13 protein-coding genes and 1 tRNA gene are annotated in these 14368 nt (G+C 63.4%); 11 read left to right on the top strand and 3 right to left on the bottom strand.

Translation table 11 applies throughout. The annotated features are described in order from the left end of the window. Positions 1 to 129: 129 nt before the first annotated feature. Positions 130 to 1125: an aldo/keto reductase gene (locus FJ941_RS20615; RefSeq protein ID WP_140508435.1), complete on the bottom strand. Its 996-nt coding sequence runs from the start codon at positions 1123 to 1125 to the stop codon at positions 130 to 132. A gap of 96 nt (positions 1126 to 1221) precedes the next feature. Here FJ941_RS20615 and FJ941_RS20610 point away from each other — a divergent pair, with 96 nt between their 5' ends. From FJ941_RS20610 to FJ941_RS20590, 5 genes are all read left to right on the top strand, one after another. Further along, positions 1222 to 2112, top strand: a complete 891-nt coding sequence (locus FJ941_RS20610; RefSeq protein ID WP_140508433.1) for a LysR family transcriptional regulator — start codon at positions 1222 to 1224, stop codon at positions 2110 to 2112. Positions 2113 to 2170: 58 nt separating this feature from the next. After that, positions 2171 to 2743: a cytochrome b gene (locus FJ941_RS20605; RefSeq protein ID WP_140508432.1), complete on the top strand. Its 573-nt coding sequence runs from the start codon at positions 2171 to 2173 to the stop codon at positions 2741 to 2743. A gap of 69 nt (positions 2744 to 2812) precedes the next feature. Then, on the top strand, positions 2813 to 3388 hold the full coding sequence (locus tag FJ941_RS20600) for a YceI family protein (protein ID WP_140508430.1): 576 nt from the start codon (positions 2813 to 2815) through the stop codon (positions 3386 to 3388). 124 nt (positions 3389 to 3512) lie between these two features. After that, positions 3513 to 4499, top strand: a complete 987-nt coding sequence (locus FJ941_RS20595) for a Gfo/Idh/MocA family oxidoreductase (RefSeq protein ID WP_140508428.1) — start codon at positions 3513 to 3515, stop codon at positions 4497 to 4499. 108 nt (positions 4500 to 4607) lie between these two features. Further along, positions 4608 to 6266 carry an FAD-binding dehydrogenase gene (locus FJ941_RS20590; RefSeq protein ID WP_140508426.1) on the top strand — a complete coding sequence of 553 codons (1659 nt, stop codon included), beginning with the start codon at positions 4608 to 4610 and terminating at the stop codon, positions 6264 to 6266. Between the two features lie 77 nt (positions 6267 to 6343). On the opposite strand, the gene FJ941_RS20585 is transcribed toward FJ941_RS20590, so the two are convergent. Both FJ941_RS20585 and FJ941_RS20580 read right to left on the bottom strand, forming a co-directional pair. Next, a tRNA-Arg gene (locus FJ941_RS20585) sits at positions 6344 to 6420 on the bottom strand. 250 nt (positions 6421 to 6670) lie between these two features. Beyond that, positions 6671 to 8158: a HAMP domain-containing sensor histidine kinase gene (locus FJ941_RS20580; protein ID WP_140508425.1), complete on the bottom strand. Its 1488-nt coding sequence runs from the start codon at positions 8156 to 8158 to the stop codon at positions 6671 to 6673. A gap of 277 nt (positions 8159 to 8435) precedes the next feature. Here FJ941_RS20580 and rpmH point away from each other — a divergent pair, with 277 nt between their 5' ends. The 6 genes from rpmH to FJ941_RS20550 all read left to right on the top strand — a co-directional run bounded on the left by rpmH (position 8436) and on the right by FJ941_RS20550 (position 14158). Further along, a complete protein-coding gene (gene rpmH, locus FJ941_RS20575) occupies positions 8436 to 8570 on the top strand; it encodes a 50S ribosomal protein L34 (RefSeq protein ID WP_140508423.1) in 135 nt (44 codons plus the stop codon). Between the two features lie 14 nt (positions 8571 to 8584). Continuing rightward, positions 8585 to 8938: a ribonuclease P protein component gene (gene rnpA / locus FJ941_RS20570; protein WP_027040889.1), complete on the top strand. Its 354-nt coding sequence runs from the start codon at positions 8585 to 8587 to the stop codon at positions 8936 to 8938. Between the two features lie 14 nt (positions 8939 to 8952). Next, on the top strand, positions 8953 to 10773 hold the full coding sequence (yidC, locus tag FJ941_RS20565; protein WP_140508421.1) for a membrane protein insertase YidC: 1821 nt from the start codon (positions 8953 to 8955) through the stop codon (positions 10771 to 10773). A 385-nt stretch (positions 10774 to 11158) separates the two neighbouring features. Further along, on the top strand, positions 11159 to 11377 hold the full coding sequence (locus tag FJ941_RS20560) for a hypothetical protein (RefSeq protein WP_140508419.1): 219 nt from the start codon (positions 11159 to 11161) through the stop codon (positions 11375 to 11377). Positions 11378 to 11413: 36 nt separating this feature from the next. Then, positions 11414 to 13384 carry a protein-L-isoaspartate(D-aspartate) O-methyltransferase gene (locus tag FJ941_RS20555; protein WP_140508417.1) on the top strand — a complete coding sequence of 657 codons (1971 nt, stop codon included), beginning with the start codon at positions 11414 to 11416 and terminating at the stop codon, positions 13382 to 13384. Between the two features lie 213 nt (positions 13385 to 13597). After that, positions 13598 to 14158: a fasciclin domain-containing protein gene (locus FJ941_RS20550; protein WP_140508415.1), complete on the top strand. Its 561-nt coding sequence runs from the start codon at positions 13598 to 13600 to the stop codon at positions 14156 to 14158. Positions 14159 to 14368: the final 210 nt, after the last annotated feature.

Raw genomic sequence — 14368 nt, 5'->3', positions numbered from 1 at the left:
CCGCTTCACCGCCATCGCAAATCCCTCCGAGCAATAATCGAAGTGAATCACAATGCCAGAATTGCGCAACAGGCCCTAAGAGGGGGAGATGTCCGGCAGGACAAAGGGGGGCGCCTCGCGCCTATCTATTTACCCATCCACCAGCGCCAGCAGCTCCTCGGTATAGCGCTTGCCCATCACCTTGTCGGGCGACAGCGAATCGCCGATCGATGCCACCTCGGCCGTGCTCAGCTCAATCCCGGCCGCCGCTGTGTTCTGCTCCAGATGGCGGATTTTTCGGGCGCCTGGGATAGGAACAATAAAGTCGCCCTGGTGCAGTACCCAGGCCAGCGCCAGCTGCGCCGAGGTGACGCCCTTTTCGGTCGCCATCTTGTCCAGCGTGGCGATCACCTTGGCATTGGCGGCCATGGCGTCGGCCTGGAAGCGCGGTAGACCACGGCGCCAGTCGTCGTCGCTCAGGGTCTCCGGCTTGGCGATCGTACCGGTGAGCAGACCGCGTCCGAGCGGGCTGTAGGGGACGAAGCCGATGCCGAGTTCGCGGCAGACGGCGAAGACCTCGTCTTCAGGGTCGCGGCTCCACAGCGAATATTCGCTCTGCACGGCCGCTATCGGGTGGACGGCGTGTGCCCGGCGGATGGTGGCGGCACTCGCCTCCGACAGGCCCAGCGCCCGCACCTTGCCCTCGCGCACCAGCTCGGCCATGGCGCCGACCGTATCCTCGATCGGCACGTTCGGGTCGACACGATGCTGGTAGTAGAGGTCGATGACATCGGTGCCGAGCCGCTTCAGCGAGGCCTCTGCGACAGCCTTGACATGCTCGGGGCGGCTGTCGACACCGGCCATGCGGTCGATGCCGGTGCCTTCTTCAAGAATCTTGAAGCCGAACTTGGTCGCGATCGTCACCTTGTCGCGGACGGATTTCAGCGCCTTGCCGAGCAGGATTTCGTTTTCATAGGGTCCGTAGACTTCCGCCGTGTCGAAGAAGTTGACGCCGATCTCGACGGCGCGGTGCAAGGTGGCGATCGCCTCGGTTTCCGGCTGGCCGCCATAGGCAAAGCTCATGCCCATGCAACCGAGGCCGACCGGGAACACCTCGAGTTCAGTTCCTAGCTTGCGGGTTTTCATCACGCGTCTCCTTGTTGTGATGCCGAGGAAATAACGCCTTGCAGCACGTTCGATAATCGGCTCTTCTTCGTACGGGTCGTTCCATGAAATAGATCAATGAACCGAGCACATCTCTCACAGCTCGCGGTGCTGGCAACCGTTGCCCAATGCGGCAGTTTTCGCGGCGCGGCCAGGGAACTGGCGATAGCCCCTTCGGCGGTGAGCCACGCGGTCTCCAGCCTGGAGGCACGGCTTGGCGTGCGCCTTTTGGCGCGCAGCACGCGCAGTGTCGCTCCGACCGAGGAAGGCGCGCGATTGCTCGAGCGATTGCGCCCGGCGCTTTCCGAGATCGACCTGGCGCTGGAGACGGCCGTCGAGGCGCGCGACCGGCCGGCCGGGAACTTGCGGCTCAGTGTGCCGCGCACGTCAGCGCATCTGGTGCTGACGCCACGGCTCAGCGCCTTTGCATCAGCCTATCCCGACATCGTGCTGGAGATCATCATCGAGGATCGCTTCACCGACGTGGTGGCAGGCGGTTTCGATGCTGGTGTCAGGCTCGGCGAGAGCCTGCAACGCGACATGATCGCGGTACGCATCGGGCCGGACATCCGCGGCGCGGTGGTGGGCGCCCCATCCTATTTCGAGAGCATGCCCCTGCCGCGCCATCCGCGCGACCTGGCCGAGCATCGCTGCGTCCGCTTCCGCTTCTCCAGCGGCATCCTCTACCGCTGGGAATTCGAAAAGAACGGCGAGGAGGTCGAGATCGCGGTGCAAGGGCCGCTGATCCTCGACGAGGACCATCTGATCGCCCAGGCCGCGGTCGACGGCGCCGGGCTCGCCTTCGTTTTCGAGGACTATGTCCGCGCGCCACTTGCCGACGGACGGCTGATCCGCGTGCTGGAGGACTGGTGCCCGTCCTTCGACGGATTCTTCGTCTATTACCCGAGCCGCCGCCAGATGCGGCCGGCGCTGAGGGCTTTCGTCGATTTCTTCAAGGTGAGTGGGTAGGCAACTCTCCTCCTCGGCGGCAGGGGAAGAAAGCTGACCGCGCCAACGTTCGCCTCGCATGCAGGCTTCAATCACCAACACCGCGACCCGCTATGGCTGGGCAACCATCGTCCTCCACTGGCTGATCGGGATTATCTTCATCGGCCAGTTCATACTCGGCTTCGTCATGGTCAGGACCCAAAGCCAACGCACGGCCTTCGAATTGATCCAGCTGCACAAATCCCTGGGCTTTCTGCTGCTTGGCCTCGTCATCCTGCGTATCGCCTGGCGGCTCGGCGATGCGGCACCGCCCTTGCCGCCTTCAGTCGGCATTCTTGAACGGCGTACGGCACCGCTGGCGCATCTGGCGCTCTATGTATTCCAGCTCGCCCTGCCTCTGTCCGGATGGGCGCTGGTGTCGGTTTCGACGCTGGAAATCCCCAGCATGCCGTTCAACCTGTTCGTCATGCCCAACCTGCCGCTGCCCGAATCCGACGCCGCCGAAACTTTTTGGGCGTCGGCGCACTGGTATCTCGCCTATGCCGGCATCGCGCTCGTTGCGCTGCATGTCTGCGCGGCCCTGCGCCACCATTTCCTGCTGCGTGACAGCGTGCTCACGCGCATGATCACGCCTTCGTCAGCCGGGGAATAGAACGGGCCTTGGTCGCGTTTGTGAGGTGAGGACGCCAGAGAGCGTTGCCTCCTAACAAGGAACAACCCTATGCGTGCGCGAATCCTCGGTTTGGCGGCTGCCGCCGTCTGCCTTGCCATGCCAGTCCATGCGGCAGTCGTGCTTAGCGATGCTGCCGGCAACTATACGATCAGCCAGGCTGGTTCCGCGATCCGCTTCACCATCGGCAAGGCCGGCGGCGGCGGCTTCGACGGCGCCTTTGCCCGTTTCAAGGGCACGATCCGCATCGACAACAAGGATGTCGGTCGCTCTAAGGTCGACCTCACCATCTATCCCGAAAGTGTCGGGACCGGCCAGGGCCGCATCGATGCCTTCCTGCGTTCCGACGCGGTGTTCGACGCGGCCAACAGCCCCGAAATCCAGTTCCGCTCGACCAGCGTGACCCGCACCGGCGACACGACGGCGCTCGTCACCGGCCGGCTGACGGCGCGCGGCAAGACGTTTCCGGAAAAATTCACCGCCGAGCTCGACGGGTTGAAGGGTGGCACGATAAAATTCCACGTCACCGGCAAGGTGCTGCGCTCGCGCTACGGCATGGATGTCGGCACGCCGCTCTATTCCAACGTCGTCGATTTCGACATGGCGCTGACGGGAAAAAGGGGCTAAGCGCGGCTGCGGTACCTGGTTTCCTCGCCCACTTTGGTGGCGCGAGGAACAGAGCACCCGCATTGGCTTTTCCACCGATTTCAGGCAAACCTCGTGGCCGGTAAAATCGACATGGAGAAGCGTGATGTTCCGATGGGGTGTGTTGTCCACGGCCAAGATCGGCCGGGAGCAATTGTTGCCGGCGATCGTCGGGGCGGAAAACGGCGTGCTCTCGGCGATCGCCAGCCGCGACCTGTCGAAGGCCAAGGCATTGGGCGACCGCTTCGGCGCGCGCCACGCCTTCGGCTCCTATGAGGAGTTGCTCGCTTCCGACGAGGTCGACGGCGTCTATATCCCGCTGCCGACCTCGCAGCACGTCGAATGGACGGCCAAAGCCATCGAAGCCGGCAAGCATGTGCTGGTCGAAAAACCGCTGGCGCTCGACGCCAAGGACATCGCGCCGCTGATCAAGCTGCGCGACGCCAGGAAGGTGCTGGTCTGCGAAGCCTTCATGGTCATCTACCATCCGCAATGGATCAAGGTGCGTGATCTCATCGCCAGCGGCGCCATCGGCCGGCTGCGCCATGTGCAGGGCGCTTTCTCCTACTACAATGTCGACCCCAACAACATGCGCAACAAGCTTGATCTGGGCGGCGGCGCGCTGCCCGATATCGGCGTCTACCCGACCGTGTCGACGCGCTTTTCGACTGGCAAGGAGCCGCTGCGCGTGCAGGCGACGATCGAGCGCGACAAGACATTCGGCACCGACATCTATTCCTCGATCCGCGCCGATTTCGGCGATTTCGAACTGTCCTTCTATTTGTCGACCCAGATGGCGGCACGCCAAGTGATGGTGTTCCACGGTGAAAAGGGTTTCATCGAAGTGTTCTCGCCCTTCAATGCCGGGCTCTACGACCATCACCGCGTCGAACTGCACAACCAGAACCACACCGAGGCGCAGGTATTCCGCTTCCCCGGCACGCAGCAATACAGGCTCGAGGTCGAGACCTTCGCGCGGGCAGCACTTGGCGGCAAGGAGCGGGTCTTCACGCTCGAAGAATCCGTGCTCAACCAGAAAGTCATCGACGCCATCTTCCGCGCCGGCGACACAGGCGGCTGGGAGACCGTCTGAGCCATTGTTTGACGCAATTCCCTAGGGAAAGCGCTACGCGCTTTTCCGGGGAAAACCGCCCCACACTTTTCCTGGAATTGCTTGCTTAGCCGGTTAACCGGAGGAAAAATGGCTGACGACGCGGATGTGATCATTATCGGCGCCGGCCTTGCCGGGCTGGTTGCCGCCGCTGAGCTTGCCGAGGCCGGCAAGAAAATCATCATCGTCGACCAGGAGCCGGAGCAATCGTTGGGCGGTCAGGCGTTCTGGTCGTTCGGCGGACTTTTCCTCGTCGATTCGCCGGAGCAGCGGCGCATGCGCATCCGCGACTCCCATGATCTGGCGCTTGAGGACTGGATGGGCACCGCCGCTTTCGACCGGCCGGAAGACCATTGGCCGCGCAAATGGGCGGAGGCCTATGTCGGCTTTGCCGCCGGCGAGAAGCGCTCCTGGCTGATCGAGCGCGGCCTGAAGTTCTTTCCAGTCGTCGGCTGGGCCGAACGGGGCGGCGGCAATGCCATCGGCCACGGCAATTCGGTGCCGCGCTTCCACATCACCTGGGGGACCGGCCCCGGCGTGCTCGAACCTTTCGTGCTGCGCGTGCGCGAGGCGCAAAAGCGTGGATTGGTCGACTTCAGGTTCCGCCATCGTGTCAATGCGCTGACGCGGACGGGGGCAGCCGTGACCGGGGTACAGGGCGATATCCTGCAGCCGAGCACTGCCGAGCGTGGCCACAAGAGCTCGCGCGAGGTCTCAGGCGATTTCGAGCTTCATGCCCAAGCCGTAATCGTCGCCTCCGGCGGCATCGGCGCCAACCACCAGCTGGTGCGGGAAAACTGGCCCAAGCGGCTGGGCAACGCGCCGAAGCGCATGATCACCGGCGTGCCGGACCATGTCGATGGCCGCATGCTGGCCATATCGGAACAGGCCGGCGGCTCGATCATCAACCGCGACCGCATGTGGCACTATGTCGAGGGCATCAAGAATTGGGCGCCTATCTGGACCGATCACGCGATCCGCATCCTGCCCGGCCCGTCCTCGCTGTGGCTCGATGCGCGTGGGAAACGCCTGCCGGTGCCGCTCTATCCCGGCTTCGACACGCTGGGCACGCTCAGCCACATCATGAGCACCGGTTTCGACTATTCCTGGTTCATCCTGACGAAGAAAATCATCCAGAAGGAGTTCGCGCTGTCGGGTTCCGAACAGAACCCCGATTTGACGGGAAACAGCTGGCGCCAGGTGCTCGGCCGCGCCACGAGCGGAATCCCCGGCCCCGTCAAGGCGTTCATGGAAAAGGGCGAGGATTTCATCGTCGAGGCCGAATTGCCAAAGCTGGTCGCCCGCATGAACGCGCTGGCCGGCGGCGAACCGCTGCTCGATGTGGCAGGGCTCGAGCGCGAAATCCGCGCCCGCGACAGGCAGCTCGACAATCCGTTCTCCAAGGACATGCAGATCACCGCGCTGCGCGGGGCGCGGGCCTATCTCGGCGACCGGCTGATCCGCACGGCAAAGCCGCACAAGATCCTCGACCCCGCGAACGGACCGCTGATCGCGGTGCGCCTCAACATCCTGACCCGCAAGACGCTGGGCGGCCTGCAGACCGATCTCGACAGCCGCGTGCTCGGACCCGACGGCCAGCCGGTGCCGGGCCTCTATGCCGTCGGCGAAGCCGCCGGTTTCGGCGGCGGCGGCGTGCATGGATATGCGGCGCTCGAAGGCACGTTCCTGGGTGGCTGCATTTTCTCGGGCCGCGGCGCCGGCCGGGCGGCGGCACGCTCGGTGGCCTGAGACGGCAACGGCTTGCCGGTACTTGGCTGAGCCGCTGCCATCGACCGTGCAACCAATAAACCGCAGCTTAGGAGATTTGGCGCGCCCGAAGAGATTCGAACTCCTGACCCCCAGATTCGTAGTCTGGTGCTCTATCCAGCTGAGCTACGGGCGCGCATCAGGCCATGTTTTCGACGGCCCCGCGATCCGGTCCGAAAGACCGGCCGCGAATGTGTGCAGTTCCCTAACGACTGAATTTACGAAAAGCAAGCCGATCCGGCAAAAGTTTTGTCGCAAGCCTGTCACGCGGCGATGCCGGCGCCGATCCCGGCACTTCGAGCCGCTGTGGGGCCGGCCTAAATCCAGACAGCGGACGATCGGGAACGGTTGGGGAGAGCGACGGGGAAAGGCACAGCACGAAACCCTCAGGCCGGGCGGCGCAGGCCACCACGGGCCTGGTCGAGCCGCACCGGCTGGTCGGGGATGGTGACGGCGAATGTGGTGCGCCCGCCGATCGATTCGACCAATTCCACCGTGCCGCCATGCGCCCGGATCAGTTCGTGCGCGATCGCAAGGCCAAGGCCGGTGCCGCCGCTGCGCGCCGATCCGCGAAAGGCCGCGAACAGGTTTTCGCGCGCCTTCGGCGGCAGGCCGGGACCTGTGTCGGTGACGGCGATGCGGCTGACACTGCCCATGCGCTCGGCCGAGACCGCCAACCGCCGCACCACGGCGCTTTCGGTGTCGGCCGCCATCGCCTGCACCGAGTTGCGGCAAAGATTGGTGAGCACCCGGAAGAGCTGGTCGGAATCGGCATCCACCTCGAAAGCCATCTCGACGGCGTTGATGAACTCGATGCCCTCCTCGATGTCGAGCAGGCCGTGCACCTCCTCGACCAGTTGGCGCAGCCTCACCCTGCGGCGCGAAGGCGGCGGCTCCTGCGTGCGGCCGTAATGAAGCACGCCCTCCGAATAGGAGACGGCGCGGTCGAGCGCGCGCAACAGTTTTGGCGCGAAGGCCTGCACGGTCGGATCCTTGACCTGGCGCAGGCGGTCCGACATCAGCTGGGCCGAGGCCAGGATGTTGCGCATGTCGTGGTTGATCTTCGATACCGCCAAGCCGAGGTCGGCAAGATGCTTCTGCTCGGCCAGCATCCTTTGCAGCCGCTCCTGCATCTGCGACAGTTCGCGCTCGGCCACGCCGATCTCGTCGGCGCGGTCGGCGGGGTGAATGATCCGCCCGGGGTCATCGGGAGCCTCGGAGAAGGACAGCATCGAGCGCGTCATGGTGCGGATCGGGCCGATCATGATCAGGTCGATCGCGGCATAGACCAGCATGGCCGTGAACAGCGAGATCAGGAGCGAGACGAAGGCGACGTTGCGCGAATAGATGAGCATGGCCTTGCGCAGGGAATAGTCCGGCATGATCAGCTCGAACTCCTTGTCGCTGTCGCCGACCGGTCCGAAAACGCGCAGCATCCTGTCGCCGCCGAAAAACAGCGTGTCCAGCGCGCCGGTCATGCCCTTGACCATGCCGACGCTGGCGAGATCGATGTGCTCGTCGACCTGCGGCGGCATGTCGGCCACCACCAGAAGCCGCGAGACGCCGCCGTCGCGCACCGCGATCGCCTTGGCGCCGATGGCCATCAGCACGTCATTCTGGGCCGTGCGCGACAGCGACGTCGAATCGCCCTGCACCAGCACGATCGACACGGCGGCGGCCGTGCTCAGCCTCTCCTTGAGCCAGCTCAGCCTATAGCTGGCAATCCAGGGCAGGAAGATCAGCACTTCGGCCAGCAGCACGAAAACGATGGTGAGCAGCAGCAATTTGGTCGACAGACCGCGCGACAGCGGTACCGTGCGGACAGCCGCTGGCGCCGTTCCGGTTCCTTCCCCTGCTTGGCTGGCTTCGCTCATGCGACTCGATCTTCACAATCACTTGATCAGCCAAGATTAGGCGATTACGGCTTTTTTGCCAATTTCCCCCTTGGTCGGAAAAATAGATGCTCCAAAAGAGGTGCGTCTTTAGCGCGCCGACGCCGGATTGACTTCCAAAACCCTTCTTTCTATAAGCCCGCTCACGCTCGGGCCATTCGTCCCGGCGCGGTTTCGATCGCGCCAAAGCCGGCCCGGCAAAGCTCCTGTTACAAAGTGACAGAATCAAGAAGGGCCGCACCCCGCGGTATTAAAACAAATGAAGCGTACCTACCAACCGTCCAAACTCGTCCGCAAACGCCGGCACGGCTTCCGTGCCCGCATGGCCACCAAGGGTGGTCGTAGCGTCGTCGCAGCTCGCCGCAACCGCGGCCGCAAGCGGCTCAGCGCCTAAGCGAGACGAGATCGTTGCCCGCAACCGGCAAGCCAGTGGGGCAAAATCCCAAGCGGCTTCTGAAACGCGCGGAATTCCTGGCCGTCCGTCGTGGTGAAAAGCGACGCGGACGGTTTTTCCTCGTCGAGGTCCTCGACCGCGGCGACGGCGGGGTGCCGCGCGTCGGCTACACCGTCACCAAGAAGGTCGGCAACGCTGTTGTGCGCAACCGCGTCAGGCGGCGGCTGAAAGAGGCCGTCCGCGTCCATGCGGCAGATGACATGGTGCCCGGCAATGATTATGTCATCGTCGGGCGCGATGATGCGCTGCGCGCGCCTTTCGGCCAGTTGAAGGCCGAACTCTCCCGCCGACTTCGCGGAACACGATAGGCCAAGGGCTCTCGATGGAAAACAACCGGAACTTCTTCATCACCATCGCGCTGTCGGTGCTGATCCTGGCGGTATGGCAGTACTTCTACGTGCTGCCGCGCAGCGAGGCCCAGCGCGAGGCCGCCAAGGTCGAGCAGCAGCGCGTCGAGGAACAGAAGAAGGCGGCCGAAGCGGCCAATCCGGGCGCATCGACGCCGGCCCCAGGCACTACCGCCCCGGGCGCCATTCCCAACGCCCCCGGCGGTGACGTCGTCACCGCGGCCGGCCGCGATCAGGCGCTGGCGGCATCCAAGCGCGTCAAGATCGACACGCCGAGCCTCGAGGGCTCGATCAACTTGACCGGCGCGCGGCTCGATGACCTCAAGCTCAAGCACTATACCGAGACCGTCGACAAGAATTCGCCCGAGATCGAACTGCTCAACCCGCAGGCTCTGCCCACGGGCTATTTCGCCGAGATCGGCTTTGTCGGCAACGACAAGACCGGCGCGGTGCCGGGTGCCGAAACGGTGTGGAGCGTGGACGGCAATCCGACGCTGACCCCGTCGACGCCGGTGACGCTCACCTACACCAACGACAAAGGCCTGACCTTCAAGCGCACCTTCTCCGTGGACGCGAACTACATGTTCACCGTGTCGGACACGGTGCAGAATTCCGGCTCGAGCGCGGTTTCGCTGTTCAATTATGGCCGTGTCACGCGCTATGACAAGCCGGCCGTCGCCAGCACCTATGTGCTGCATGAAGGCCTCATCGGCTTCACCGGCACGGAAGGCCTGCAGGAACACAAATACGCGTCGGTCGAGAAGGACAAGCAGTACCAGCCTGGCAAATCGACCGACGGCTGGCTCGGCATCACCGACAAATATTGGGCCGTCACGCTGGTGCCGACCGAGAAGCAGCCGTTCCAGCCGCGTTATGCCTATTTCGAGGACGGCCGCCACCGCTACCAGTCCGACTTCCTGACCGACCCGATCAATGTCGAGGCCGGCCAGTCGGCGACCGTCGAGACCGAGGTCTTCGCCGGTGCCAAGGAAGTCGCCAAGATCAACGCCTATGCCGAAGAGCGCCACATCAAGCGGTTCGACCTGCTGATCGACTGGGGCTGGTTCCACTTCATCACCAAGCCAATGTTCTGGCTGATCGACACGCTCTACAAATTCCTTGGCAATTTCGGCCTGGCGATTCTCGCCACCACCGTCATCGTCAAGGCGCTGTTTTTCCCGCTCGCCAACAAGTCCTACGCGTCGATGGCGAACATGAAGAAGGTGCAGCCCAAGATGCTCGAGATCCGCGAGAAATACGCGGACGACAAGATGAAGCAGCAGCAGGCGATGATGGAGCTGTACAAGACCGAGAAGATCAATCCGCTCGCCGGCTGCTGGCCGGTGGCGCTGCAGATTCCGGTCTTCTTCTCGCTCTACAAGGTGCTCTACATCACCATCGAGATGCGCCACGCGCCGTTCTTCGGCTGGATCCAGGATCTGGCAGCGCCCGATCCGACATCGATCTTCAACCTTTTCGGGCTGGTGCCGGTCACGCTGCCGCACATGCTGATGATCGGCGTCTGGCCGCTAATCATGGGCGTCACCATGTTCCTGCAGATGCGCATGAACCCGACGCCGCCGGATCCCACGCAGGCCGCGATCTTCACCTGGATGCCCGTCATCTTCACCTTCATGATGGCCGGGTTCCCGGCGGGTCTGGTCATCTACTGGGCCTGGAACAACACGCTGTCGATCCTGCAGCAGGGCGTGATCATGAAGCGCCAGGGCGCCAAGATCGAACTCTGGGACAATCTGGTGGCGCTGTTCCGCAAGAAACCCTCGCCGGCGGAATAGCCGGCGCCTTTTTGGCAAAAGAGCCCGCCCGGTAGACTGAACCGTAAGTGGGCGGTTTGGGCAGGGGCGGATTTGACGGCTGGGTCCTGTGTTCCACAGGGCTCAGCTTTTTAATTTCAGTGATGCAGCGTGCGATGCCGTGGTCCGGCACGCGCTAGGGACCAGGGACCGAACCGGCATCCTCCTGGCCTCCCGTCATTGATGGCAAACCAGCCGAACCTCGCTGCTGCCGGATTGCCCCGCATGGAACTTATCCTGCGTTCAAGAGTTCGCGCAAAAGGCTTCCTAAAGCTCCCGCGTGGGAGGATCAGGTCGACGCGCCTGTCCAAATTCAAGGCAGTGCAGCGGATCGGCCTCATCATGCTACTTGCAGCGAGGCATTCCGATGAGCAGCAACATTCACCCAAAGACACGCAAGCCCTCCGACAAGGATTTGAAGCAGAATCCCGGAATTGGCGCCTCCAGGGGCACGATCAAGGGTGGCAATCTTCTCGACGAGGACGAGGAACCGGACGGCGAGAACACTTTCAAGGGAGATGTCGATAACGACACCACGCCGCAAGGCGGGGTCAATCCCCGGCAGACCGGGCGAACCAACGAATAGGAGCCTGGCACGATCGGCGCCTGATTGGAGGCTGTTATGCTGGATTTCGAACACGCTAGGCATCGGATGGTGGAGGCGCACATCGCGCGCCGCGGTGTGAATGACAAGCGGGTTTTGAATGCGTTGCGCCGGGTCGCGCGGGAGCAATTCGTCGACGAGGGTTTTGAGGAATTCGCCTATGAGGACAGCCCGCTGCCGATCGGCAGCGGACAGACGATCTCCCAACCCTTCATCGTGGCGAAAATGGCTGAGATGGCCGAGATCGAGGCGACCGATCGCGTGCTGGAAATCGGCACCGGCTCGGGCTACGCGGCAGCCGTACTGGCCGAACTTGCTGAACACGTTTTCACCGTCGAGCGGCATCGATCGCTCGCGCAACAGGCGGAACGGCGGCTCAATGCCGCCGGTTACCGAAACATCGAAGTCAGGGTCGGCGACGGCACGAAAGGCTGGCAGGAAAAGGCACCCTTCGACGCTATCGTCGTCGCGGCCGCCGCCAAGTCCATTCCCCTCGGCTTGCAGGAGCAGTTGGAGATCGGCGGCAGGCTGATCATTCCGGTCGGTGAGGACCCTTACTCGCAGCGCCTCGTTCGCCTCACGCGGATTGCGGCAAACAAGTTCGAGGAGGAGGATCTCGGTGGTGTCATGTTCGTGCCGCTGATCGGCGAGCATGGCGGGCACGACGAAAACGCGCCGTCGGCGCGCGAGATACGCCCTCCTCCATTGCCGCGGCAAATCGCGCGGGCGGCCGAAGATTTGCCGCCGATCGACGATCCGGCCTTCGGCGCAATGTTCGACCGGTTCGGCAGCCGGCGCGTCGTCCTGCTCGGGGAAGCCAGCCACGGTACTTCGGAATTCTATCGTGCCCGGGCGGCTGTCACCCGACGCCTCCTCCAGCGACACGGGTTCACCATCGTGGCCGTCGAGGCGGACTGGCCGGATGCAGCACAGATCAACCGGTATGTTCGCGCAGAGGAACGGCAGTCGAAGGCGCAGCCGTTCTTCCAGCGCTTCCCGACTTGGATGTGGCGCAACACCGAGGTGTCCGAATTCATCGGCTGGCTACGCAACTACAATCGGGACTTGCCCGATCACGCGAAGGCAGGCTTCTACGGACTCGATCTCTACAATATGAGCGGCTCGATCGCCACGGTGCTTGCCTACCTAGACAAGGTCGATCCCGAAGCGGCCGCCGTAGCGCGCGAGCGCTATGGCTGTCTGATGCCATGGCAGAACGAGCCCACCACCTACGGGCGCGCGGCGCTGCGGCCGGGCTACAGAACCTGCGAAGAGGCCGTGGTGAGACAGTGCATGGATCTGTTCGAGCGGTCCATGGCCGAAGGTGACGGCGCTCTCCTCGACGCCAAACAGAGTGCACGTCTGGTCGCATCGGCCGAGCGGTACTACCGCGTGATGTACTATGGCGGCGCCGAGACCTGGAACCTCCGCGATCGGCACATGTTCGAAACGCTCGATCAGCTTCTCGAAGCGCATGGACCGGATTCGAAGGCCGTGGTGTGGGCGCATAACTCGCATATCGGCGACGCGCGGCATACCGACATGGGTATCGTCCGCGACGAGTTGAACATCGGCCAGCTCTGCCGGGAGCGCTTCGGTGCGCGGACAGCGCTGATCGGTTTCGGAACAGATACCGGTACTGTCGCCTGTGCCTCGGATTGGGACGGTGAGATGGAGGTGAAGGACGTGAATCCTTCGCTGCCGAACAGCTTCGAGCGACTGTGTCACGACAGCGGCAAACCATCGTTCCTGCTGGATTTTGGGCGCCATGGCCAGCTCGGCGACGATCTGGCGGCGCCGAGGCCGGAACGCTATATCGGCGTCATCTACCGGCCGGAGACCGAACGGCTCAGCCACTACATGGACTCGTCCGTCTCCCGCCAGTTCGACGCCTTCGTCTGGTTCGATCGAACGTCCGCTGTTACGCCGCTCACAATGTCGGCCGACAGCACCGGCAAGATTCCGGATACATTTCCGTTCGGCATCTGAATGTCCGGAACTCGATGCCAGTGCGTTGGCGGGTCAGACTGTCCTCAACCGCACCGCCTGTCGAAAGCGCCTGGCTCGTCCGGGCTTTTTCTCTGGGCGGCATCCGTTCACGTTCCCGTGATCGGCGAAACTGAAAGCGCTCGCGCGGCGTGACTGCTTGTGCGTTTCCAAAGGCTATCAATTCCGATCAGCCCTCACCCGGAGGAAGACCACATGCGCTTGCCCACATTCAGGACCATCGCCGTATCAGCCCTTGTCGCCGGCATGGCGATTTCCGCTCCCGCTTATGCCAAGAACCCGAATGTCGGCGGCGCGCCGATGTACGCCACCAAGAACATCGTCGAGAACGCTGTCAAGTCGAAGGACCACACGACGCTGGTCGCCGCCGTCAAAGCGGCCGGCCTGGTCGACACGCTGCAGGGCGCTGGCCCCTTCACCGTCTTTGCACCGACCAACGAAGCCTTCTCGGCACTGCCGAGCGGCACGGTCGACACGCTGCTGAAGCCCGAGAACAAGGACAAGCTCACCAAGGTGCTGACCGCACATGTCGTGGCCGGCAAGATTTCCGGCGCCGAGATGATGGAGAAGGCCAAGGCGATGGGCGGCAAATACGAGATGAAGACCGTCTCGGGCGACACGCTCACCGTCGAGATCAAGAAAGGCAAGCTCTACATCATGGACGAGTCCGGCGGCGAGGCGAAGGTGACGATCGCCGACGTAAACCAGTCGAACGGCGTCATCCACGTCGTCAACAAGGTCCTGTTGCCGAAGTAGCGGCTTCCGGCGAAAAGGGGCGCTGGCGGATCGTTGGGGCTTTCTCGGTCCGCCATCCCCGCCTCATGACGAGGTGCCATGTTTCTTGGGAAGCCCCTATCGGCGAGGCCGGGGTCCTGTTGTCCCTCACGGGACCCCGGTTTCTTTTGCTCCCTGTGAGGACGGATTGGCCTCAGCGGCGGTCCACCTTCGACCGCTTCCACCACCTCG

This window comes from Mesorhizobium sp. B2-3-13 (assembly GCF_006442195.1).
GTDB classification, from domain to species: domain Bacteria; phylum Pseudomonadota; class Alphaproteobacteria; order Rhizobiales; family Rhizobiaceae; genus Mesorhizobium; species Mesorhizobium salmacidum.
Note: the sequence above shows the minus strand (reverse complement) of the source record. Positions and strands in the feature narration are given on the sequence as shown.

Excerpts from the sequence above, each read along its gene's own strand:
- rpmH (WP_140508423.1), top strand. The coding sequence starts at position 8,436 with ATGAAGCGTACCTACCAACCGTCCAAACTCGTCCGCAAACGCCGGCAC.
- FJ941_RS20555 (WP_140508417.1), top strand. The coding sequence starts at position 11,414 with ATGCTGGATTTCGAACACGCTAGGCATCGGATGGTGGAGGCGCACATC.
- FJ941_RS20590 (WP_140508426.1), top strand. The coding sequence starts at position 4,608 with ATGGCTGACGACGCGGATGTGATCATTATCGGCGCCGGCCTTGCCGGG.
- FJ941_RS20605 (WP_140508432.1), top strand. The coding sequence starts at position 2,171 with ATGCAGGCTTCAATCACCAACACCGCGACCCGCTATGGCTGGGCAACC.
- FJ941_RS20550 (WP_140508415.1), top strand. The coding sequence starts at position 13,598 with ATGCGCTTGCCCACATTCAGGACCATCGCCGTATCAGCCCTTGTCGCC.
- yidC (WP_140508421.1), top strand. The coding sequence starts at position 8,953 with ATGGAAAACAACCGGAACTTCTTCATCACCATCGCGCTGTCGGTGCTG.
- FJ941_RS20560 (WP_140508419.1), top strand. The coding sequence starts at position 11,159 with ATGAGCAGCAACATTCACCCAAAGACACGCAAGCCCTCCGACAAGGAT.
- FJ941_RS20600 (WP_140508430.1), top strand. The coding sequence starts at position 2,813 with ATGCGTGCGCGAATCCTCGGTTTGGCGGCTGCCGCCGTCTGCCTTGCC.
- FJ941_RS20595 (WP_140508428.1), top strand. The coding sequence starts at position 3,513 with ATGTTCCGATGGGGTGTGTTGTCCACGGCCAAGATCGGCCGGGAGCAA.
- FJ941_RS20615 (WP_140508435.1), bottom strand. The coding sequence starts at position 1,125 with ATGAAAACCCGCAAGCTAGGAACTGAACTCGAGGTGTTCCCGGTCGGC.
- FJ941_RS20610 (WP_140508433.1), top strand. The coding sequence starts at position 1,222 with ATGAACCGAGCACATCTCTCACAGCTCGCGGTGCTGGCAACCGTTGCC.
- FJ941_RS20580 (WP_140508425.1), bottom strand. The coding sequence starts at position 8,158 with ATGAGCGAAGCCAGCCAAGCAGGGGAAGGAACCGGAACGGCGCCAGCG.